This window comes from Streptomyces sp. NPDC059850, from assembly GCF_042731515.1.
Classification (GTDB): domain Bacteria; phylum Actinomycetota; class Actinomycetes; order Streptomycetales; family Streptomycetaceae; genus Streptomyces.
In genome coordinates, this window is sequence record NZ_JBHWJI010000016.1 from 165,602 (window position 1) to 185,828 (window position 20,227).

General features: G+C 72.2%; 18 protein-coding genes and 2 tRNA genes. 8 read left to right on the forward strand and 12 right to left on the reverse strand.

The genetic code is table 11. The annotated features are described in order from the left end of the window. Positions 1–64: 64 nt before the first annotated feature. From ACFV9T_RS16020 to ACFV9T_RS16045, 6 genes are all read right to left on the reverse strand, one after another. Complete coding sequence (locus ACFV9T_RS16020) at positions 65–1,387, reverse strand: HD-GYP domain-containing protein (RefSeq protein WP_385440541.1); 1,323 nt, start codon at positions 1,385–1,387, stop codon at positions 65–67. A gap of 560 nt (positions 1,388–1,947) precedes the next feature. Next, entirely contained in the window at positions 1,948–3,330 is a 1,383-nt protein-coding gene (locus tag ACFV9T_RS16025) for an HD-GYP domain-containing protein (RefSeq protein ID WP_385440492.1), read from the reverse strand. 183 nt (positions 3,331–3,513) lie between these two features. Next, positions 3,514–3,840, reverse strand: a complete 327-nt coding sequence (gene rsrA / locus ACFV9T_RS16030; protein WP_385440495.1) for a mycothiol system anti-sigma-R factor — start codon at positions 3,838–3,840, stop codon at positions 3,514–3,516. After that, a complete protein-coding gene (locus ACFV9T_RS16035; protein ID WP_385440544.1) occupies positions 3,837–4,529 on the reverse strand; it encodes a sigma-70 family RNA polymerase sigma factor in 693 nt (230 codons plus the stop codon). Before ACFV9T_RS16035 ends, rsrA begins: the two co-directional genes overlap by 4 nt. A 275-nt stretch (positions 4,530–4,804) precedes the next feature. Further along, the gene (locus tag ACFV9T_RS16040; RefSeq protein ID WP_385440497.1) at positions 4,805–5,455 is read right to left on the reverse strand and encodes an alpha/beta family hydrolase; all 651 of its coding nucleotides are present in this window, start codon (positions 5,453–5,455) and stop codon (positions 4,805–4,807) included. Beyond that, positions 5,455–6,288, reverse strand: coding sequence for an SOS response-associated peptidase (locus ACFV9T_RS16045; RefSeq protein ID WP_385440500.1), 834 nt, complete (start codon positions 6,286–6,288; stop codon positions 5,455–5,457). Before ACFV9T_RS16045 ends, ACFV9T_RS16040 begins: the two co-directional genes overlap by 1 nt. Positions 6,289–6,336: 48 nt before the next feature. On the opposite strand from ACFV9T_RS16045, the gene ACFV9T_RS16050 reads away from it, so the two are divergent. The 4 genes from ACFV9T_RS16050 to ACFV9T_RS16065 all read left to right on the forward strand — a co-directional run bounded on the left by ACFV9T_RS16050 (position 6,337) and on the right by ACFV9T_RS16065 (position 9,961). Beyond that, a complete protein-coding gene (locus ACFV9T_RS16050; protein WP_385440502.1) occupies positions 6,337–7,050 on the forward strand; it encodes a M50 family metallopeptidase in 714 nt (237 codons plus the stop codon). Positions 7,051–7,142: 92 nt separating this feature from the next. Further along, positions 7,143–8,519, forward strand: a complete 1,377-nt coding sequence (gene aroA, locus ACFV9T_RS16055) for a 3-phosphoshikimate 1-carboxyvinyltransferase (protein ID WP_385440504.1) — start codon at positions 7,143–7,145, stop codon at positions 8,517–8,519. Between the two features lie 12 nt (positions 8,520–8,531). After that, positions 8,532–9,539 (forward strand): ribosome small subunit-dependent GTPase A, encoded by a 1,008-nt coding sequence (gene rsgA / locus ACFV9T_RS16060; RefSeq protein WP_385440506.1) that lies wholly within the window; start codon positions 8,532–8,534, stop codon positions 9,537–9,539. A 98-nt stretch (positions 9,540–9,637) separates the two neighbouring features. Beyond that, on the forward strand, positions 9,638–9,961 hold the full coding sequence (locus tag ACFV9T_RS16065) for a DMT family transporter (RefSeq protein ID WP_385440508.1): 324 nt from the start codon (positions 9,638–9,640) through the stop codon (positions 9,959–9,961). On the opposite strand, the gene ACFV9T_RS16070 is transcribed toward ACFV9T_RS16065, so the two are convergent. After that, the gene (locus ACFV9T_RS16070; RefSeq protein WP_385440510.1) at positions 9,958–10,605 is read right to left on the reverse strand and encodes a TetR/AcrR family transcriptional regulator; all 648 of its coding nucleotides are present in this window, start codon (positions 10,603–10,605) and stop codon (positions 9,958–9,960) included. The two genes, ACFV9T_RS16065 and ACFV9T_RS16070, sit on opposite strands and share 4 nt — an antisense overlap. A gap of 101 nt (positions 10,606–10,706) precedes the next feature. Between ACFV9T_RS16070 and hisN the strand changes: the two genes are divergently transcribed. Further along, positions 10,707–11,501, forward strand: a complete 795-nt coding sequence (gene hisN, locus ACFV9T_RS16075) for a histidinol-phosphatase (RefSeq protein WP_385440511.1) — start codon at positions 10,707–10,709, stop codon at positions 11,499–11,501. A gap of 183 nt (positions 11,502–11,684) precedes the next feature. Then, positions 11,685–12,077: a cyclic nucleotide-binding/CBS domain-containing protein gene (locus tag ACFV9T_RS16080; RefSeq protein ID WP_385440546.1), complete on the forward strand. Its 393-nt coding sequence runs from the start codon at positions 11,685–11,687 to the stop codon at positions 12,075–12,077. Positions 12,078–12,169: 92 nt separating this feature from the next. Here ACFV9T_RS16080 and ACFV9T_RS16085 read toward each other — a convergent pair whose 3' ends face one another. After that, a complete protein-coding gene (locus ACFV9T_RS16085) occupies positions 12,170–13,651 on the reverse strand; it encodes a catalase (RefSeq protein WP_385440513.1) in 1,482 nt (493 codons plus the stop codon). Positions 13,652–13,776: 125 nt separating this feature from the next. Between ACFV9T_RS16085 and ACFV9T_RS16090 the strand changes: the two genes are divergently transcribed. After that, positions 13,777–14,190, forward strand: a complete 414-nt coding sequence (locus ACFV9T_RS16090; RefSeq protein WP_385440515.1) for a Fur family transcriptional regulator — start codon at positions 13,777–13,779, stop codon at positions 14,188–14,190. Positions 14,191–14,287: 97 nt separating this feature from the next. Here the strand turns inward: ACFV9T_RS16090 and ACFV9T_RS16095 are convergent. From ACFV9T_RS16095 to ACFV9T_RS16110, 4 genes are all read right to left on the reverse strand, one after another. After that, a tRNA-Met gene (locus ACFV9T_RS16095) sits at positions 14,288–14,361 on the reverse strand. Between the two features lie 73 nt (positions 14,362–14,434). Beyond that, positions 14,435–16,270, reverse strand: a complete 1,836-nt coding sequence (locus ACFV9T_RS16100) for a tetratricopeptide repeat protein (RefSeq protein WP_385440517.1) — start codon at positions 16,268–16,270, stop codon at positions 14,435–14,437. A 170-nt stretch (positions 16,271–16,440) separates the two neighbouring features. After that, positions 16,441–16,514: transfer RNA gene (locus ACFV9T_RS16105), tRNA-Met, on the reverse strand. Between the two features lie 54 nt (positions 16,515–16,568). Next, complete coding sequence (locus ACFV9T_RS16110; RefSeq protein ID WP_385440548.1) at positions 16,569–19,481, reverse strand: UPF0182 family protein; 2,913 nt, start codon at positions 19,479–19,481, stop codon at positions 16,569–16,571. Between the two features lie 134 nt (positions 19,482–19,615). Here ACFV9T_RS16110 and ACFV9T_RS16115 point away from each other — a divergent pair, with 134 nt between their 5' ends. Continuing rightward, a complete protein-coding gene (locus ACFV9T_RS16115) occupies positions 19,616–20,182 on the forward strand; it encodes a PPA1309 family protein (RefSeq protein ID WP_385440519.1) in 567 nt (188 codons plus the stop codon). Positions 20,183–20,227: the final 45 nt, after the last annotated feature.

Below are 20,227 nucleotides of genomic sequence, written 5' to 3' on the forward strand. Positions count from 1 at the left end.
GCGAGTTCCTAGTTACTCACCGAGTTGCCCGCCCTGTTCCCCGGCGGATTACTCACCGGATTCCTCACCGGGGGCGGTCGTACGCCGGGCGGGACAGCACCGTCGCCAGCGCTTCGACCACCGCCGGATCGAAATCCCGCGCGGTGGCCAGCCGCAGCCGCTCCAGGGCGCGCAGCGGGGCCGCACCCCGCTCCGCGACGGCCTGTCCGGCGGCCTGTCCCGTGGCCGCCGGGCCGCCCGCCGCCTCGGTGTACGCGTTCACCGCGCGCACGATACGCGCGGACAGCGGCTGTTCGCGGTACGGGGCCGCCTGCTGTTCGACGATCAGCGCGACCTCCGCGGGCACCCCCGTCTGCCGTACCACGGCACCCCCCAGCAGCGCGATCCGGCGCTGCTCGGCGCGGGGCAGCGGCTCGGTCGCCCCGGCCGGGACCGGGTCCACCAGGGACAGCTGCCCGATGTCGTGCATCAGCGCCGCGTATTCCAGCACAGTCAGGGCGGGCTCGGAAAGCCCCAGCTCACGGCCGACCGCCCGGCTGAGCCCGGCCACCTTGCGGGCGTGGCCGACCGGGGTGTACCCGGCGATCTCGGTCGAACGGGCCAGGGAGGCGATGGTCTGGCGGCAGGTCGCCCGGATCGCGGCGTAGCGGCGGAACGAGTACTGGATCAGCAGCGGCGGCAGCGCCAGCACCGGCAGCGCCCACAGCCCGGCGACCGCCACCGTGAGCGCCATCACCACCCCGGTCGCGCAGATCGCCGACCCTATGCCGCCGAGCGCCCGCAGCTCGTCGCGGAGCAGCGGCCCGTACGGCCACCCGGTGCGGGCGCGCGCCAGGGCGGCCGCGAGCACCGCGTCGCACAGCGCGGTCAGCGCCAGCACGCCCAGCAAGTAGCCGACGAGGGCGGGGCCGTGCCCCAGCCAGGAGCCCAACCGGCCGGTGTGGTGCAACGGTTGGAAACAGGTCGCCGCGAACCCGACGGTCAGCACGCGGCGGGCGGTGTGGCCCGGGTCGGCCGGGCGCCCGAGCGCCATGCGCGGCACCAGGCCGGTCAGGGACGCCGCCACGACGACGGTGACGACCTGGAGCACCCCATGGCTGGTGGGCTCCCCGCCCAGATGCCCCAGCAGGGCGTACCCGAGGGCGCCCGCGGCGGCGAGCGGCGCCGGCTCGCCGCGCTGCTCGTGCGCCCCGCTCGCGCGCGGGAGCGCGGCCGGGGCGTCGCAGCACCGGATGGCTTCCCCGAGGGCGATGAGCAGCCCGAAGGCGAGCGCCGCCCCCGGCTCGCGTATGCCGTGCCACTCCGTCCAGGCGAGCGCCACCACGGCGAGCGCCCCGGCGGCCCCGTACACCGCCCCGAGAACCCCCCGGCCACCCCGCCGCCGCACCACCGGGCCCGATTCCCGTGCTGCCCGGGCCCGCCGGACCGCCCGTGCGTGCCGCTCCGCGAGCCGCTCCAGCCCGCCGGAGAGCCCCTCGGCGCGGCCGGGCACACGTCGGATGTCCCGGTCCCGGCCGTCCGGGTCGGGCGCCGGGACCGGGCCACCGCCCTGGCGGCCCTCGGCCGGACCGGAGCCACCGGACGACCCGGAGTCGCCTCCACTCCGTGCCCGGCCGGTTCGGGGCGGGCCACCGGACCAGGTCTCCCGCGAGCCGCGGCCCCCCTCGACACCCCCGCCCGCCTGCCTCGCGGCCCACTCCGCCGCACTCCGGTCCCGGTCCAGGTCCAGGTCCAGGTCAGGGTCTCGGCCCGGGCCACCGGGTGCCCGCTCCGCGGAGGCACCTGGGCCGTCGCCACCGGGCGCCCCGGGGTCCTGATCCGTCGCCGGGCGGTCGTCCCCATCACGCGCCCGGGCGCCCGGCGGGCGCGGGCCCCCGCCGGGCGGGGTCCGGCGGGGGCCAGGCGCTCGGGGGCCCTCCGGGCCGGGCGTGCCGCCGCGCCGGGCGGTCACGAGCCGCCGCCGGGGCGCGAGCCGTCGGGCGGCGGGGCGGCGGCGCGTACGAGTGGAGCGGGCTGGGGCGGCGGGACGTTTCCGCGCTCGTCGGCGGCGTCCGCGCGGGCGTCCGCGGTGACCGCCGCGTGCCAGCCGTGGCGGTCCAGGGCGCGGGCCAGGGCCCGCACCATGCGGGGGTCGAACTGGGAGCCCGCGCACCGCTTCAGCTCCTTGACCGCCGTCTCCACCGGCCGGGCCCGGCTGTACGTACGCGTCGAGGTCATCGCGTCGAAGGCGTCCGCGACCGCCACCACCCGCGCGAACTCCGGGATCTGCGCACCGGCGAGACCGTACGGATAGCCGCTGCCGTCCAGCCGCTCGTGGTGGTGGAGGATGGCCGTCCGCGCCTCGCCCAGGAAGCGGATGCCGCGCACCATCTCGTGGCCGTATTCGGGGTGCAGCTCGATGACGCGGCGCTCCTCGGGGGTCAGGGGGCCGTTCTTGCGCAGCAGCCGGGTGGGGACGCCGAGCTTGCCCACGTCGTGGAGGATGCCCGCGATGCGCAGGGCCTCCAGCCGGTCGCCGCTCATGCCCAGCTCGCGGGCGATCATCACGGAGGCGCGGCCGACCCGTTCGCTGTGGCCCCGGGTGTAGCGGTCCTTGATGTCGACCGCCTGGACGAGGGCGCGGATGGTGGCCTGGTGGGCGGCGCGCTCGCGGTGGCAGAGCGCGAAGACGCAGGCGCAGACGTACATCGGCAGCAGCACCAGCAGGGCCGCCGCCGGGCCGTACGGGCTGGTCCACAGCACCGCCATGGCGAGCCCGGCGGGCCCGTGGACCAGCTGGGGCGCCAGCGCGCTCAGGTGCCGCCCGCGCCAGGCGGCCCGGGCCGAACGGCGCTCGGCGAGGACCAGCACCGCGCCCTCCAGGGCGACGGTGACCAGCCCCAGCACGAGCCCGGCGGCCGGTACGGCGGCCAGGGCGCGCGGAAAACCGGGCACACCGGGGTTCTCGGCGGCGCGCAGGGCGGAGGGGCCACTGAGGGCCCGGAAGGCGTACGCGGCGGCCCAGACGGCCAGTGAGAGCTGCGCGGCCCGCCAGGCGCGCCGGACCGGCGCGGGGTCCCGCTCGACCCGGCCCAGCAGCGCCCCGGGCACCGCGACGAGCGCCGCGGCGGCGGGCGGCAGCAGAAAAGCCCCGGCCAGAAGGACGGGGCTGCACCATTCGGGGGACGGGGCCCGCACCGTGCGCGACCCCACCGCGTACACCGCGGCGAGCAGGATCACCGTGGCCCACGGGACGGCCGCCTGGGGCCTCAGCACCGGGGCGGCACACAACGCCCCCGCGAGCACGGCGCTCACCACATAGGCGCGCGCGACGAGAGGAAGTGACCGCAACGACCGCCCTCCTCCCCATCCGCATCCGGATCGCCGCCCCCGTCAGGGGCGGGTCAGATTGGGGAGAATAGGGCCGCATGCGGCGGGCGGGACCGGATGGTCCACCCGATTGCACCCCTTCGGGTGATGATCGGACCGCTTCGGTGAACACCGTGTGCGGCCCGGGGGCGGCCCGGGGGCGGCTCACTCCTGGGCGGACGCCTCGCCGGTCGTGTCCACGGCCTCCGTGGTCAGCTCACGCTCGGGCACCGCGTGCCCGGAGCGGATCAGCTCGATGCGGCCCATGACCTTCGAACGGAGGTCGGTGGGCACGTCGTCATGCCCGCAGCACCGCTTGACCAGCTTCTTCACGGCCTGCTCCAGGCCGTACTTCTCCAGGCAGGGGGAGCACTCGTCGAAGTGCACCTCGAACTTTGCGCAGTCCCCGTCGGGCATCTCGCGATCGAGGAACTCGTAGAGATGGTCGAGGACCTCGGAGCAGTCCGTCTCGTGCGGCTCTCCGCAGCTCATGAGTCCGCGCCTTTCCGATCGTGCGACTCGTCCGCCGCGGCACCGGACGCGCCCGCCGGGACGAGCCCGCGCCCACGGGCGTAGTCCTCCAGCAGACCGCGCAGCTGGCGGCGCCCACGGTGCAGGCGGGACATCACCGTACCGATGGGTGTCCCCATGATGTCGGCGATCTCCTTGTACGCAAACCCCTCGACATCCGCGAGGTAGACCGCGATCCGGAACTCCTCGGGAATGGCCTGAAGGGCCTCCTTGACATCCGAATCCGGCAGGTGATCCAGGGCCTGGGACTCGGCGGACCGCAGACCGGTCGACATGTGCGACTCGGCGCGCGCGAGCTGCCAGTCCTCGATCTCCTCGGCCGCACTGCGCTGGGGCTCGCGCTGCTTCTTGCGGTACGAGTTGATGAACGTATTGGTCAGGATGCGGTACAGCCACGCCTTGAGGTTGGTGCCCTCGCGGAATTGGTGGAAGGACCCGTACGCCTTCGCGTACGTCTCCTGCACGAGGTCCTCTGCGTCGGCCGGATTACGGGTCATGCGCAGCGCGGCGGAGTACATCTGGTCGAGGTACGTCAGGGCGTCCCGCTCGAAGCGCGCGTTGCGCTCCGCGGACGTCTCCTGCCGCTGCTCGTCCCGCGCTCCCTCGATGACGCCGTCGGTCTCTGCGTCGGTCCCAGTGACCTGACCCACCTCCTCCGTATTCGCGGCGGTACCCGATGCGGACCCGCTCGAATCGGAGAATAGACGACGATCCGGTCCGCCCGCCGCCTCGATCTTCGCGGTCTGCTCCGCTTCCAGCTGACGCCAGTCCAGGTCAGCGGCGTGCGGGCGGGCCGGGCAAGCAAGCGAACCCATGCGGGGAACTCCCTCTCCTCGTGCTGGTGCCTCTTACGCGGTCAGTACCTACGGTTCGTGTAACACCAACCCCCGGGGCGGCATTCCCGTGATCTCACCCACACCCCCCCTCAAAGGCGCGCCAGCCACTCCCCGACGGCGTCGGTGATCACGGCCATGGCCTCCGGTTCCGTGAGGTCCGCGGACTTCGGCACGGCGAAGCCGTGATCGCCGTACGGCACCTCGGCCAGCTCCATGGTCTCCGGCAGCGCCGGGAACTCACCGGGGCGCCCGAAGGCGTCCCGGCCGCCCTGCACGACCAGCGTCGGCAGGCCGCTGGAGAGCAGTTCCCCGGCGCGGGACTTCTCCGGCTTGCCCGGCGGGTGCAGCGGGAAGGACAGCGCCAGCACCGCGCGGGCGCCCAGCTCGGCCGCCGTACGGCAGGCCACCCGAGCCCCCGCGCTGCGGCCGCCCGCGACGACCGGCAGGCCGGGCCGCTCCAGCGCGGGCCACAGGGCCCGCCAGCCGGTGTCGAGGGTCTTCGGCGCGGGCGCGACCTTCTTGCCCGCCACCCGCCACGGCTGCTCGACCAGCGCGACGCTCACCCCGCGCGACGGCAGCGCGGCGGCCAGCGCCCGCAGGTCGCGCGCCTCGATGCCGCCGCCCGCGCCGTGCGAGACGGCCAGCACGGTGTGCGCCCCGGGGGCGTGGTGCCAGGTGATACGGGCGTCGCCGACCGGGGTCGGCACGGTCTCGGCGGTGGGGGCTGAGGTGCGCGTCATCAGAACAGAGTGCCCTCTTCCGGGCCCTCCAGCTCGGTCAGCAGCTCCGGTCCGTTGTTACGGACGTCACTCACCCCGGTCGCCACGGGGTACGCGCGCAACAGCCCCGCGGGCGGCGGCGCCAGCAGCGGACGCAGCTCGTCGGGGTCGGTACGGGCCGGATCCAGCCAGGAGTCCCACCGGTCCTCGGTGAGGACGAGCGGCATCCGCGGATGGATCTCGGCCAGCGAGCCGGGACCCTCGTCCCCGACGGCGCCGCCCGCGAACGGCTCCCGCTCCGCCTCGGTGGTGATCACCGTGCAGGTCACCCACCAGGCGCGCGGATGCTCGTCCGGCAGCGTGCGGTCCCGCCAGAACTCGTACAGCCCGGCCATCGCCATGACCGACCCGTCCACCGGGGTCACGAAGTACGGCTGCTTGCGCGGCCGTTTGCGCTTCCCCTTCTCCTCCAGCTGCCGCTCCCCCGACCCGGTGACCCACTCGTAGTAGCCGTCGGCGGGCAGGATGCAGCGGCGCGAGGCGAAGGGGCGCCGGTACGAGGGCTTCTCGTGCACGGTCTCGGCCCGCGCGTTGATCATCTTCGCGCCGCCCTCGGGGGACTTCGACCAGGACGGCACGAGCCCCCACTTCAGCGCCCGCAGCTGGCGGACCGGCCCCGGGCCTGCGGCCTCGGCCCCGGGGCCTTTGAGCGGGCGTTCGAGCACCGCGTACACGTCCTTGGTGGGCGCGACGTTCCAGTCGGGCGCCAGCGTCTCCTCCGGCTCCCACTTCTGAACTCCGAAGAGCCCGACGAGATCCTCAGGTCTCCGGCTCGCTGCGTATCGACCGCACATAGGTGCCACACTGCCACGACGCCAACCGACGCGAGGAGCCGCCCGCACATGGACGCAACGAACGCCGCCGATCTGTGGGACCGGGTCGTAGGAGCCCAGCCCGACCCCACGCTGTGGCTGGTCGCCTCCACCGGGCTGATCGCCCTCGCCGTCGTCGTCTTCCGTACCTCCTGGCGGATATCCCGCAACGCGATCACGATCGCCCACGAGGGCGGCCACGGACTGGTCGCGCTGCTCAGCGGACGGCGCCTGGACGGCATACGGCTGCACTCCGACACCTCGGGGCTGACCGTCTCGCGCGGCAAGCCCACCGGCATCGGCATGGTCCTCACGGCGGCCGCCGGATACACCGCGCCCTCCCTGATCGGGCTGCTCGGCGCCTGGCTGCTGGCCGCCAACCACATCACCGCGCTGCTGTGGGGCACGACGGGGCTGCTCGCCGTGATGCTGGTGATGATCCGCAACGCGTACGGCGTGCTCACGGTCGTCACCGCCGGGGCCGCCTTCTTCCTCGTCTCCTGGCTGACCGAACCGGACGTACAGGCCGCGTTCGCGTACGGCGTGGTCTGGTTCCTGCTGCTCGGCGGCGTCCGTCCGCCCTTCGAACTCCAGCGCAAGCGGCGGTCCGGCGGAGCCCATGACTCCGACCCCGACCAGCTGGCCCGGCTCACCAATGTGCCCGCCGTGGTGTGGCTGCTGCTCTTCCACGTCGTCTCGCTGTGCTCGCTGATCGGCGGCGGCCGCTGGCTGCTGCGCCTGTGACCCAGCGCCCCCCTAGCAGCGCGGTGTTTCGACTGGGTTTCGCCGCTTTTGATCAAGATTCGCACTCTCGGTGAGCCACTAAAGTGAGACCCATGACCGGCATTGAGACTTCCCCGGGCGATCACACCGCCCTCTGGCCCGCCCCGACCGCTGACGGGGCGGTCGACGCGACCGTCACCGTGCCCGGATCGAAGTCCGTCACCAACCGCGGTCTGATCCTGGCCGCGCTCGCCGCCGAGCCCGGCTGGCTGCGCCGCCCGCTGCGCTCCCGCGACACCCTGCTGATGGCCGACGCGCTGCGCGCGATGGGCGTCGGCATCGAGGAGACGGTCTCCGACAGCGCCTTCGGCGCGGGCGGCTCCTCCGGCGGCGGCGAGGCATGGCGGGTCATCCCCGCCGGACTGCACGGCCCGGCCACCATCGACGTCGGCAACGCGGGCACCGTGATGCGCTTCCTGCCGCCGGTCGCCTCCCTCGCCGACGGCCCGGTCCGCTTCGACGGCGACCCGCGCTCGTACGAGCGTCCGCTGCACGGCGTGATCGACGCCCTGCGCGCCCTCGGCGCCCGCATCGACGACGACGGCCGCGGCGCGCTGCCGATGACCGTGCACGGCGGCGGGGCGCTGGACGGCGGCCCGGTCCGCATCGACGCGTCGGCGTCGTCCCAGTTCGTGAGCGCGCTGCTGCTGTCCGCGCCGCGCTTCAACCAGGGCGTGGAGGTGCGCCACATCGGCGCCGCGCTGCCCTCCCTGCCGCACATCCGGATGACCGTCGACATGCTGCGCGCGGCGGGCGCGCGGGTCGACACCCCGGAGGCGGGCGGCGAGCAGGGCGTCTGGCGGGTCGCGCCGAGCGCGCTGCTCGGCCGGGACCTGGTCGTCGAGCCCGATCTGTCCAACGCGGCGCCGTTCCTGGCCGCCGCCCTGGTCACCGGCGGCCGGGTGACCATCCCGGACTGGCCGGAGCACACCACCCAGCCCGGTGACGCGCTGCGCCGGATCTTCACCGACATGGGCGGTTCCTGCGAGCTGACCGACGCCGGGCTGACCTTCACCGGCACCGGCCGGATCACCGGCATCGACGCCGATCTGCACGAGGTCGGCGAGCTGACCCCGGTGATCGCGGCGGTCGCGGCGCTGGCCGACTCCGAATCCGTCCTGCGCGGCATCGCCCATCTGCGGCTGCACGAGACCGACCGGCTGGCCGCCCTCGCCAAGGAGATCAACGAACTCGGCGGCGACGCCGCGGAGACCGAGGACGGGCTGCGCATCCGTCCGCGCCCGCTGCACGGCGGGATCTTCCACACCTACGAGGACCACCGGCTGGCCACCGCCGCCGCCGTCCTGGGCCTGACCGTCGAGGGCGTGCAGATCGAGAACGTGGCGACCACGGCCAAGACCCTGCCCGACTTCCCCGGCCTGTGGACCGGAATGCTCGACGCGACACCATCCACGGCGCGGAGAGCCTGAGAGCGTTCCGCCATGCGCCGCTACGGCAAGCACACCGACGAGGACGACGTACGGGTCCGCCCGAACCGCAAGGGCAATCGTCCGCGTACCCATATCCGCCCCAAACACGAGGACGCCTCCGAGGGCATGGTCCTGACGGTCGACCGGGGCCGTCTCCATGTCCTCATCCAGGACCGCACGATCATCGCCATGAAGGCCCGCGAACTCGGCCGCAAGGGCGTCGTGGTCGGCGACCGGGTGGCGGTCGTCGGCGACCTGTCCGGCGCCAAGGACACCCTCGCGCGCGTGGTGCGCGTCGAGGAGCGGTCCTCGGTGCTGCGCAGGACCGCCGATGACGACGACCCGTTCGAGCGGGTGGTCGTCGCCAACGCCGAGCAGCTGGCCATCGTCACCGCCCTCGCCGACCCCGAGCCGCGGCCACGGCTGATCGACCGCTGTCTGGTGGCCGCGTTCGACTCCGGGCTCGAACCGCTGCTCGTCCTCACCAAGTCCGATCTGGCGCCCGCCGAAGGCATCCTGGAGACCTACCGGACGCTCGGCGTGCCCTTCGTCGTCACCAACCGCGACGAGCTGGCGGGCGGGGAGGCCGCGGACCGGGTGCGCGAGCGGCTCGCGGACCGGATCACGGTCTTCGTCGGCCACTCCGGCGTCGGCAAGACCACCCTGGTCAACGCCCTGGTGCCGGAGCGCAAACGGGCCACCGGACGGGTGAACGCGGTCACCGGCCGAGGCCGCCACACCACCACCTCGGCGCTCGCGCTGCCCCTTCCGGACGACAAGGGATGGGTGATCGACACCCCGGGCGTACGGTCCTTCGGGCTGCACCATGTGGACCCCACCCGGGTCATCGGCGCCTTCCCCGATCTGCGGCCGGGCACCGAGGAGTGCCCGCGCGCCTGCAGCCACGACGAGCCGGACTGCGCCCTGGACCAGTGGGTGACCGACGGCCACGCCGACCCGGCCCGGCTGTACTCCCTGCGGAGGCTGCTGGCCACCCGCGAACGCCGGGAGGGCGACTGATCCGGGTTTGCCGCCCACCCGGTGAGGTAAAGGGATAATCGCACCGAGACAACCCGGGCGAAGGCAGCCGTCAGCGGTACGTACGGGAGGACATCTCTATGGCGTGGCTGCTGGTCGTGGTCGCCGGGCTTCTGGAAACGGGCTTCGCCGTCTGCCTCAAGCTCTCGCACGGGTTCACCAGGCTCTGGCCGACGATCGCGTTCTGCGCGTTCGCGCTCGGCAGCTTCGGGCTGCTGACGATCTCCCTGAAGAAGCTCGACGTGGGGCCCGCGTACGCGGTGTGGACGGGCATCGGAGCGGCCGGGACGGCGATCTACGGCATGGTCTTCCTGAACGACCTGGTCTCCGTGCTGAAGATCGTCTCCATCACGCTGGTGATCATCGGCGTGGTGGGCCTCCAGCTCTCCGGCTCAGGGCACTAGCGGGCCGCTTGGGCGAGCGCGCCGCGCACCGCGCTCGCCACCTCCACGGCGGGCGCGGGCACCAGGACGTACGACAGCGCCAGCCGCGCGGCCGTGTCGCAGGCCCGGGCCAGCTCCACCGGACCGCCCGGCGGCCACTCCGCCGCCAGCAGCCGCACCGCCCGGTCCCGCGCCTGGCCCAGCAGGTCGACGGGCGTGGGCACCGGCTCCCCGGCGGCGGCCCGGCGCGAGCGGGACGAGCGGGATGAGCCGGATGAGCCGGACGAACGCGCCGGGCCACCGGCCGGGGCCGGGCGCACGGGGGACGGCAGCCGTTCGTTCCAGCATCCGGTGAGCACCGCCCGCACCAGCGGGTTCTCGGTCCCGGCCCGGACCGTCCACACGGCCGCGGCCGCCAGCCGCTCACCCGGCCCGGCGGCGCCCGGCACCCCGGTCAGCGCCCGCTCGACGCCGCTGAGATACCGCTCGGCCTCGCGCCGCACCAGGGCCAGCGCGAGGCCGTCCTTGCCGCCGAACTCGTTGTAGAGGGTCTGCCGTGACACTCCGGCCGAGGCGGCGACGTCGGTCATCCGGATCCTGGCCCACGGACGGCTCGCGAGGGCGGCGAAGGCCGCCTCCAGTAACGCTTCACGCGCTGCGGGCATCGTCGCCTCCCAGACCCCTGCCCGCACAGAATTGACGGTCCACCAGATGCTGTCAATAGCCTCCTGTGGATCGCCCCGATGTGGCTCGATACTGTTCGGCCATGGCCGACTACCACGATGACCTGCGTTTCGCCCACGTACTGGCCGACGCCGCCGACGCCCAGACCATGGAGCGCTTCAAGGCACTCGACCTCAAGGTCGAGACGAAACCCGACATGACGCCGGTGAGCGAGGCCGACAAGGCGGCCGAGGAGCTGATCCGCTCCCAGCTCCAGCGCGCCCGCCCCCGGGACGCGTTCCTCGGCGAGGAATTCGGCAGCGAAGGCACCGGGCCGCGGCGCTGGGTGGTCGACCCGATCGACGGCACCAAGAACTACGTGCGCGGGGTGCCGGTCTGGGCCACCCTGATCGCGCTCATGGAGCGCGGCGCGGGCGGCGACCGGCCCGTGGTCGGCGTGGTCTCGGCACCGGCGCTGGGCCGCCGCTGGTGGGCCGCCGAGGGGCTGGGCGCGTACACCGGGCGGAGCCTGTCGTCGGCGTCCCGGCTGCACGTCTCGAAGGTGGCCGACCTGGGGGACGCGTCGTTCGCGTACTCCTCGATCAGCGGCTGGGAGGAGCGCGGCAGGCTGAACGGCTTCCTCGACCTGACCCGCGCCTGCTGGCGCACCCGTGGCTACGGCGACTTCTGGCCGTACATGATGGTCGCCGAGGGGTCGGTGGACCTGTGCGCCGAGCCGGAGCTGTCCCTGTGGGACATGGCGGCCAACGCCGTGATCGTCCAGGAGGCGGGCGGCCGCTTCACCGGACTCGACGGCGTACCGGGCCCGAACAGCGGCGACGCGGCGGCGTCCAACGGGCTGCTGCACGGCACGATGCTGGATTACCTGGGCTCGTAGGGGCCTGTCAACGGAGCGTATGAGCGCATCAGGCGGCGGATCGACTCCCGCGCGCCCTTGTTGAGTCCGGCGGAGCATGTGAACATGAGAATTCAGGACCTTGTGAACTTGTGAATCCGTTCTCGAGTGCCGTCTCCCGCGGTCCGCACGGATTCCCTCCAAGGAGGTGCCCCATCCATGCCCATGTACGTCCGCGACGCCATGAGCTCGGTGGTCCTCACCATCGGCCCCGCACATACGCTCCGTCAGGCCGCCCGGCTGATGTCCGACCGCCGGGTCGGGTCGGCCATCGTGCTCGACCCCGACACCAGCAACCTCGGCATCCTCACCGAACGGGACGTCCTCAACTCGCTCGGCTCGGGCCAGGACCCGGACCATGAGACCGCGCACGCCCACACCACCGCCGACGCCGTCTTCGCCGCCCCCGGGTGGACCCTGGAGGAGGCCGCCCGCACGATGTGCCAGGGCGGCTTCCGCCACCTGATCGTCCTGGACGCGGGTGACCCGGTCGGGGTGGTGTCGGTGCGCGACATCATCCGCTGCTGGACCCCGGCCCAGCAGCCCGCGCTGGCCTGACCTCACAGGGCCCGCCCAGCACGAAGAGGCCGGAGCCCAGCGGCGTCCGGCCTCTTCGGGTAGTACGACAAGCGGTCGGTGCAGCAGATCCCCTAGCCGCGCAGGGCCTGGACCGCGGCCTCCAGCCGCTTGCCGTAGTCGGTGTCCGCCCGGCGGAAGTTCTCGATCGCCCGCCGCGCGATGTCGTCGCGCGAGACCTGCGCGATGAAGCCCGCGAGGTTGGCGATCAGACGCTCCTTCTCCTCGTCCGACATCAGCCGGTAGAGGGTGCCCGCCTGGCCGAAGTCGTCGTCCTCGGCGTGCGAGGGCGCCTCGTGGTCACCGGTCACCCCGCCGACCGTGGACGGCTGCCACAGCGGCCGGCCGGTCTCCGCCGGGCCGCCGAAGCTGTTCGGCTCGTAGTTCTTGGCGCCCGCGTGGCGGCCGTCGTACAGGAAGCCGTCACGGCCGTGGGTGCGCGCCTCGGCGGCGTGCGGGCGGTTCACCGGCAGATGGTCGGCGTTGACGCCGACGCGGTAGCGGTGGGCGTCGCCGTACGCGAAGAGGCGGCCCTGCAGCATCTTGTCCGGGGACGGGCCGATGCCGGGCACCAGATGGGCGGGCGAGAAGACCGACTGCTCGACCTCGGCGAAGACGTTGCGCGGGTTGCGGTTCAGCTCCAGCGTGCCGATCTCGATCGGCGGGTAGTCCTCGTGCGGCCAGACCTTGGTCAGGTCGAACGGGTTGAAGCGGTACGCCGCCGCGTCCGCCTCCGGCATGATCTGCACCTGCACGGTCCAGGTCGGGAACTCCCCGCGCTCGATGGACTCGCGCAGATCGCGCTGGTGGCTGTCCGGGTCCTGGCCCGCGAGCACCGCGGCCTCTTCCGAGGTCAGGTTCTTGATGCCCTGGTCGGTCTTGAAGTGGTACTTGACCCAGAAGACCTCACCCGCGGCGTTGTTCCACTGGAAGGTGTGCGAACCGTAGCCGTTCATGTGGCGGTACGAGGCGGGGATGCCCCGGTCGCCGAACAGCCAGGTCACCTGGTGGGTGGACTCGGGCGACAGACCCCAGAAGTCCCACACGTTGTCCGCCTCCTGGGAGCCGGTGTACGGGTCGCGCTTCTGGGTGTGGATGAAGTCGGGGAACTTGATGGCGTCCTTGATGAAGAACACCGGGGTGTTGTTCCCGACCAGGTCGTAGTTGCCGTCCTCGGTGTAGAACTTCAGCGCGAAGCCGCGCGGGTCGCGCACCGCGTCCGCCGAGCCGAGGTTGCCCGCGACCGTCGAGAAGCGCAGGAACGCCTCGGTCTGCTTGCCGACCTCGGAGAGGAACGCCGCGCGCGTCCACCGGGAGACGTCACGGGTCAGCGTGAAGGTGCCGTAGGCACCGGCGCCGCGCGCGTGGACGACCCGCTCCGGGATGCGCTCGCGGTTGAAGTGGGCGAGCTTCTCGATCAGGTGCTGATCCTGGACCAGGACCGGCCCCCCGGCGCCCGCCGTCTCGCTGTTCTGGTTGTCCGCCACCGGAGCCCCGGACTCCGTGGTCAGCGAACCCGTGGTGTTGCCCTGGATCGTCACGTGCGCCTCCCGCATTCTCGATCGGATTCGATCCTACATTGGACTTTGTCTAAGTCAAGAGGATGTGGAGGCTCATACCCATTCCGGTCATGGACGCGGCCACTGCTACCCTGGCCTTATCTGACTGATAGGTGAATGGCATGAGTGACCTGCTGAAACGACTCCGGGGGCGCGGCTGGCGGCTGACCGCGCAGCGGCGTGTCGTCGCCGAGGTCCTCGACGGGGACCACGTGCACTACACCGCCGACGAGGTACACGCGCTGGCGGCCGGCCGTCTGCCCGAGATCTCCCGCGCGACGGTCTACAACACCCTCGGCGAGCTGGTCTCGCTCGGCGAGGTGATCGAGGTCAGCACGGACGGCAGGGCGAAGCGCTACGACCCGAACGCGCACCACGCGCACCAGCACCTGGTGTGCGCGCGCTGCGGGACGATCCGTGACGTCCACCCCGTCGGCGACCCGCTGGCCGACCTGCCCGCGCAAGAACGCTTCGGCTTCGCGGTCTCCGCGGTCGAGGTGACCTACCGCGGGCTCTGCCCGGACTGCGCGGCCTGATACGAATGCCCCTGGCGGGGCGCCTCCCGGCGCCCTGGCAGGGGCTCATCCATGACGAAGGGCCCGGATCCTTGAGGATCCGGGCCCTTCGTTCTCGTAGCGGGGACAGGATTTGAACCTGCGACCTCTGGGTTATGAGCCCAGCGAGCTACCGAGCTGCTCCACCCCGCGTCGGTGTGGTGAAACATTAACCCGAGGCCAACTCCGGAAGCAAATCAGTTACCCGGGCGTCATCCGCGCGGGTCTACGCGGTCAGCTCCTGCTGCAGCGCGTCCCGCAGCCGGGCCGCCCGCTCGGCGACCTCCGCCGGGCCCAGCTCGACCGCCCGGCCGCACCACCGCTGTCCCTCGGCCAGCGCGCCACGGCGGGCCGCGAGCAGCGCCAGGCGCAGCGCGGCGCGGCCGTGCCCGGCCCCGGCCGCGCGCGTCCACCAGAGGGCGGCCTCCGGCTCGCTGCCCTCGCGGGCCAGCAGCAGCCCCAGGTTGAACGCCCCGTTGCTGCTGCCCGCCTCGGCCGCCATCCGGTACCAGCTGGCCGCCTCGACGACCTCGCCCCGGGAAGCCGCGAGCATGCCGACGCGCACCTGGGCGCGCCGGTGGCCCTGGCGGGCGGCCCGCTCGTACCACTCCTCGTACTCGGGCACGGAGCCGTCGTCCGGCGCGACCGGGAACCGCGTCCCGGAGCTGAAGCCGGTGCCGGTCGCCGCCGGGTCGCCGCCGACCGACGAGCGGTCCAGCAGCGCCGCCAGCCGGAAGGCGGCCTCGGCGCTGCCGCCGCCCGCGGCGCAGCGCAGATGGCGCTCGGCCGCCTGGTGGTCGCCCTCCCGCAGCAGGGCGATGCCGACCTGGAGGGCGGCCTCGGTGTGCCCGGCGGCCGCGGCCCGCTCGTACCACTGCCGGGCGGCCCGCTCCTCGTCCCGGCCCGCGTAGAGGATGCCCAGGTTGAACGCGGCGTCGACGCTGCCCGCCTCGGCGGCCTTGGAGAACCACGGCTCGGCGCCCGCCGCGTCGCCGCGCTGGAGCAGCAGGACGGCGACCGCGTTGGCGGCCTCGCGGTGCCCGGCGTAGGCGGCGCGGCGGTACCACTGCTCGGCCTGGGCGGTGCGGCCCTGCTCGGCGCAGAGCAGGCCGAGGTTGTACGCGCCGTTGATGTCCCCGGCGTCCAGGGCGGCCCGGTACCAGCGCTCGGCGGTCTGGGTCTCGCCCCGGTCGGCGTGCAGCGCGCCGAGCGCGTTGGCCGCGTTGCCGTCGCCGTCCTGGGCGGCGCGGCGCCACCACTCCGCGGCGCTGTCGGTGTCGCCCGCGTCGCGCAGCAGGAAGCCGAGCGCGCAGGCGGCGCGCGGCTCGCCGTCCTTGGCGGACGTCAGGTACCAGCGGCCCGCCTCCTGGGTCTCGCCGCGCTTCTCCAGCAGCGTGCCGAGGCGGAGCGCGGCGCGCCGGTGGCCGCGCGCGGCGGCCTGCCGGTACCACTGCTCGGCCTCCTCGGGCTCCGCGTCGGTACCGGTCCGGCCGCGCTCCCCGGCGCGCTCCTCGCCGCTCTCGTCGTCGGTGTGGTCGAGGAGGCGGGCGAGGCGGTACGCGGCCTCGCGGTGGCCGCGCTCGGCGGCCGTGCGGAACCACCGCTCGGCACCGATGTCGCTGCGGTGTTCGAGCAGGTCGGCGAGTGCGTACGCGCCCAGGGTGTGGCCGGATTCGGCGGACTGGCGCAGCCAGTACTCGGCGGCCGGTTCGTCGCCGCGCTCACGGTGGTGGCGGCCGAGGGCGTGCGCGGCCGCGGCGGATCCCGCGACGGCGGCGACGCGCCACCAGCCGGCCGCCTCGTCGGCGTACCCGCGCTGGTGGAGCAGGACGCCGAGGTTGTTGGCGGCGGCACGGTCACCAGCGGCCGTGGCGCCCCGCAGATACGGCTCGGCACCATCGAGGTCGCCACGGCGCAGCAGCAGCGCGCCCAGTGCGCTCATCGACCCCGTATCGCCGGACTCGGCCGCACGGCGGTGCCGTGTCTCTTCCTCGGCATCGTCATGCGTGTGCGCAAAACGCCCTGTCTCCAACAGACTGACCCTGTCCCCCATAAATTCCATCGTGGCATCACCCGCATCCGCCGTACACCTGGTATACCGCAGCCAGTGAGGTCACTTCAGCGTTTTGTCGACTTGCCCACAGAGAGACAACCCAAACGCTTGTATCCCGAATCGTTGAGTAGACATACAACGAGGCCCGGATCCTTGCGGATCCGGGCCTCGTCTGTCAGTAGCGGGGACAGGATTTGAACCTGCGACCTCTGGGTTATGAGCCCAGCGAGCTACCGAGCTGCTCCACCCCGCGCCGTTGTGTTCACAACTCTACCACGGCGCGGGGTTTCCCCTGGTCGCGGGCGTATCAGCCGCTCTTCTTCTTCTCGGCGGCCTTCTGCTCCGCCTCGGCCGCCTTGTCCAGCGCCTCCTTGAGGTCCTCCTGGGCCCTGCCGTACGCCTCCCAGTCCTGCGGCCTCTGCTCCAGCGCCTTCTGGCTGTCCTCCCAGGCCTCCCCGGCGTCCTTCAGCGCCTCCTGCACCGTGGGGTCGGCGCTCGGCTTCCCGGTGCTGTCGTCCGGCGGCTGCTGCTCCCCGCCGTCCGCGTCCCCGGCGTCCGGATCCTCACCGAAGACCGCGTCCAGCGCCTCGGGCAGGGTGTTCTTGAAGGCGGGTTCGTTGCCGTTGTAGGAGACGCCCACCTTCTTGAGCAGCGGGTAGTTGGAGTTACCGCCCCGCGCGTACACCGGCTCGATATAGAGGAAGCCTCCGTTGAACGGCACCGTCAGCAGGTTGCCGTACTCGATGTCCGAGTCGGTGCCCCGGAGGTTCCGGACGAACTCGGCCACTTCGGGGGTGCCGTTGAGCTTGCTCTGCACCTGCTGTGGACCGGGCACGTCATTGGTGACCTTGAGCATCCTTATGGTGCCGTAGTCCTTGCTCTTGGCGTCCGCGTCGACGGACATGAACGCCCCGAGCGTGGGCCGCCCGTTGGGAGTGAACGTCGTCGTCAGTGAGAACGCCCGCTCCTTCTGGTCCGGCATCTTCATGCTCAAGTAGTACGGCGGAACCGCGCTGCCATCCTTACGGGTGGGGTCGTCCGGCACCTGCCAGGCGTCACTGCCGCTGTAGAACTGCTGCGGGTCGGTGACGTGGTAGCGGGTCAGCAGCTCGCGCTGGACCTTGAACAGGTCCTGCGGATACCGCAGATGCTCCTTCAGCTGGTCGCTGATCGCGCTCTTCGGCTTGACCGTGCCCGGGAAGGCCTTCTTCCAGGTCTTGAGCACCGGGTCCTTGGTGTCCCACTCGTACAGGTCGACGGAGCCGTCGTACGCGTCGACGGTCGCCTTCACCGAGTTCCGGATGTAGTTGACCTTGTTCTGCTGGGCGACCACCGAGCGGTCCCGGCCGCTCAGCGAGTCGGCCGTGCTGTCGCCGAGGGTGGTCCGCGAGGCGTACGGATAGCCGTTGGTGGTGGTGTAGGCGTCCACGACCCACTTGATGCGGCCGTCGACCACCGCCGGGTAGGCGTCACCGTCGATGGTCAGCCACGGGGCGACCTTCTCGACGCGCTCCTTGGGCGTGCGGTTGTACAGGATCCGCGAACCCTCGCCGATGGCGCCGGAGTAGAGGATCTGCGGCTCGCCGAACGCCACCGCGTAGGCGGCGCGGTTGACCGGGTTGGAGAGGCTGACCCCGCTCTTGCCCTTGTAGCTGGTGGTCTTCTCCCCGTTGTCCTCGTAGTCCAGCTCCTTCTGCGGGCCGCCCACGATCGAGTACTGGTTGGTCTTCTCGCCGTAGTAGACCTGCTGCCGGTAGGTCCGCAGCCCGCTGCCGGGCGGGTTCCCGCTGGTCGGCAGCCCGGCCTCGGTGAAGTCCGGGGCCCCCTGCTGGTCCGCCTCGGGGTCCGGGCTGGTGCCCTTGGCCGCGATCATGCCGTAGCCGTGGGTGTAGGTGAAGTGGTCGTTGATCCAGTTCCGCTTGGGCACACCGGCGAGGTTCAGCTCACGCACACCGACGACGGTGTCCTGGTCCTTGCCGTTGGCGTCCTTGTAGCGGTCGACGTCCAGGGTCGACGGGAACTGGTAGTACTTCCGCTTCTGCTGGAGCTGCTGGAAGGTCGGCGAGACGACGCTCGGGTCGATCAGCCGGTAACTGGCCGTCGAATCGGCGGTCTGGCGCAGCTCGGCGCTGCCCTTGTCATCGGTCTTGCCGGTGTAGTCCGCCACCTTGGAGGCATCGATGCCGTACGCGTCGCGCGTGGCCTCGATGTTCTTCTTGATGTACGGCGACTCCTTGGCCTGCTCGTTCGGCTGGACCTGGAACTTCTGCACGATCGCCGGGTAGAGCCCGCCGATCAGGATCGCCGACAGCACCATCAGCCCGAAGCCGATCACCGGCAGCTGCCAGGTGCGCCGCCACAGCGTCGCGAAGAACAGCAGCGCGCAGATGACCGCGATGCAGAAGAGGATCGTCTTCGCGGGCAGATAGGCGTTGGCGTCCACATAGCGCAGACCGGTCCAGTTGTCGGTGGCCTTGAAGTCGCTCGACTTCACCGCCAGGCCGTACCGGTCCAGCCAGTACGCGACGGCCTTGAGCGCCACGAAGACGCCCACCAGCACCGACAGATGCCCGGTGGCCGCGCCGGTCGCCCGGGCGCCCGGGCTGGTGACGCGCAGGCCCCCGTAGAGGTAGTGCACCAGGGCCGCGGCGATCAGGGAGAGCACCGTGGCCGCGAAGCCGAAGCTCAGCAGGAAGCGGTACCAGGGCAGGTCGAAGGCGAAGAAGGAGACGTCCTTGTGGAACTCGGCGTCCTTCTGGCCGAAGGGCACGCTGTTGATCCACAGCAGCCACAGCCGCCACTGCCCGGCCGCGGAGGCCCCGGCGATCAGGCCGACCAGCGCGGTGACCGCGAGCAGCACCCACTTCTTGAACGGGGCGATGCCCATCCGGTACCGGTCGAGGCTCTGCTGCTCCATCGACATCGCGCTCAGCGGCGGCCGCAGCCGGTGCGCCAGCCAGATGTTGACCCCGACGGCCGCGGACATCAGCAGACCGAAGACGAAGAACAGCCCGATCTTGGTCCGCAGAGTGGTACTGAAGACCGAAGAGTAATGAAGCGAGCGATACCAGAGCCAATCCGTCCAAAACCCCGCGAACATGACGAAGAGCATGGCCAGCACGGCCAGCACACCCAGGGTCATGAACAGGGTCCGGACTCGCCGAGACGGTCGGCCCACTCTGATCCGCGGTCCCGTCGGGCCTCCGCCGCGGTCCGGCATCTGGAAAGCCAAGGTGCGCACCTCGAAGTTCGCTGTTGTCGATACGGGCCCGGACAGATGGGCCCACCTGATGCAACTTACTCAGGCTTTACTCAGTTCCCGATTCCGGGTCCGATCAGGGCACGATATGAACCATGTCCAACGCAACCCCTGGTTCCAGCCCTCTTACCGCGAATCCGCTCACCCGTGCCGTCCTGGAGATCGACGACTACGCCTCCGGGCTCGGCTGGGATCAGCCCGCCCGGCTCTTCGCCCTCGTCGACACCGCCCAGCTGCGTGCCCAGGAGCCCGAGCTGGCCGGTCAGCTCGGCCTCGACGAGGCCACCGACGAGCCCGCGGCGACCTTCACCCCCATCGAGCAGGACGAGCTGCCCGCACAGACCCCGCTCGACGAGTTCCTGGCCACCATCGCCTGGCCCGACGCCGTGATCGGCTGCGCCATGACCGTGGAGCGGCTGATGCTGCCGCCGTCCGCCGAGTCCTCCGTGCCGAAGGACCTGGACGACACCCAGCTGGCGTCCTGGGTCGCGGAGCACCCGGAGCGCCAGGAGGTCCGGATGACCGTCGCCGTGCTGCGGGACGGGAAGCGCGAGTCGGCGGTGCGGCTGCGCGAGAAGGACGCCGCGACCGAGGTGCTGACCGGGGCCGGCCTGGTGCCGGGGCTCGCCGACGCGCTGGCCGCGACCTTCGCCACCGACTGACGCCGGGGACGCCCCGGACGCGAGGCCGGCCCCCGCGCCGCCGGG

Coding starts and splice junctions, on each gene's coding strand:
- rsrA (WP_385440495.1), bottom strand. CDS start 3,840: ATGAGCTGCGGAGAGCCGCACGAGACGGACTGCTCCGAGGTCCTCGAC.
- ACFV9T_RS16040 (WP_385440497.1), bottom strand. CDS start 5,455: ATGACGCGCACCTCAGCCCCCACCGCCGAGACCGTGCCGACCCCGGTC.
- ACFV9T_RS16045 (WP_385440500.1), bottom strand. CDS start 6,288: ATGTGCGGTCGATACGCAGCGAGCCGGAGACCTGAGGATCTCGTCGGG.
- ACFV9T_RS16050 (WP_385440502.1), top strand. CDS start 6,337: ATGGACGCAACGAACGCCGCCGATCTGTGGGACCGGGTCGTAGGAGCC.
- aroA (WP_385440504.1), top strand. CDS start 7,143: ATGACCGGCATTGAGACTTCCCCGGGCGATCACACCGCCCTCTGGCCC.
- rsgA (WP_385440506.1), top strand. CDS start 8,532: ATGCGCCGCTACGGCAAGCACACCGACGAGGACGACGTACGGGTCCGC.
- ACFV9T_RS16065 (WP_385440508.1), top strand. CDS start 9,638: ATGGCGTGGCTGCTGGTCGTGGTCGCCGGGCTTCTGGAAACGGGCTTC.
- ACFV9T_RS16070 (WP_385440510.1), bottom strand. CDS start 10,605: ATGCCCGCAGCGCGTGAAGCGTTACTGGAGGCGGCCTTCGCCGCCCTC.
- hisN (WP_385440511.1), top strand. CDS start 10,707: ATGGCCGACTACCACGATGACCTGCGTTTCGCCCACGTACTGGCCGAC.
- ACFV9T_RS16080 (WP_385440546.1), top strand. CDS start 11,685: ATGTACGTCCGCGACGCCATGAGCTCGGTGGTCCTCACCATCGGCCCC.
- ACFV9T_RS16085 (WP_385440513.1), bottom strand. CDS start 13,651: ATGCGGGAGGCGCACGTGACGATCCAGGGCAACACCACGGGTTCGCTG.
- ACFV9T_RS16090 (WP_385440515.1), top strand. CDS start 13,777: ATGAGTGACCTGCTGAAACGACTCCGGGGGCGCGGCTGGCGGCTGACC.
- ACFV9T_RS16100 (WP_385440517.1), bottom strand. CDS start 16,270: ATGGAATTTATGGGGGACAGGGTCAGTCTGTTGGAGACAGGGCGTTTT.
- ACFV9T_RS16110 (WP_385440548.1), bottom strand. CDS start 19,481: ATGCCGGACCGCGGCGGAGGCCCGACGGGACCGCGGATCAGAGTGGGC.
- ACFV9T_RS16115 (WP_385440519.1), top strand. CDS start 19,616: ATGTCCAACGCAACCCCTGGTTCCAGCCCTCTTACCGCGAATCCGCTC.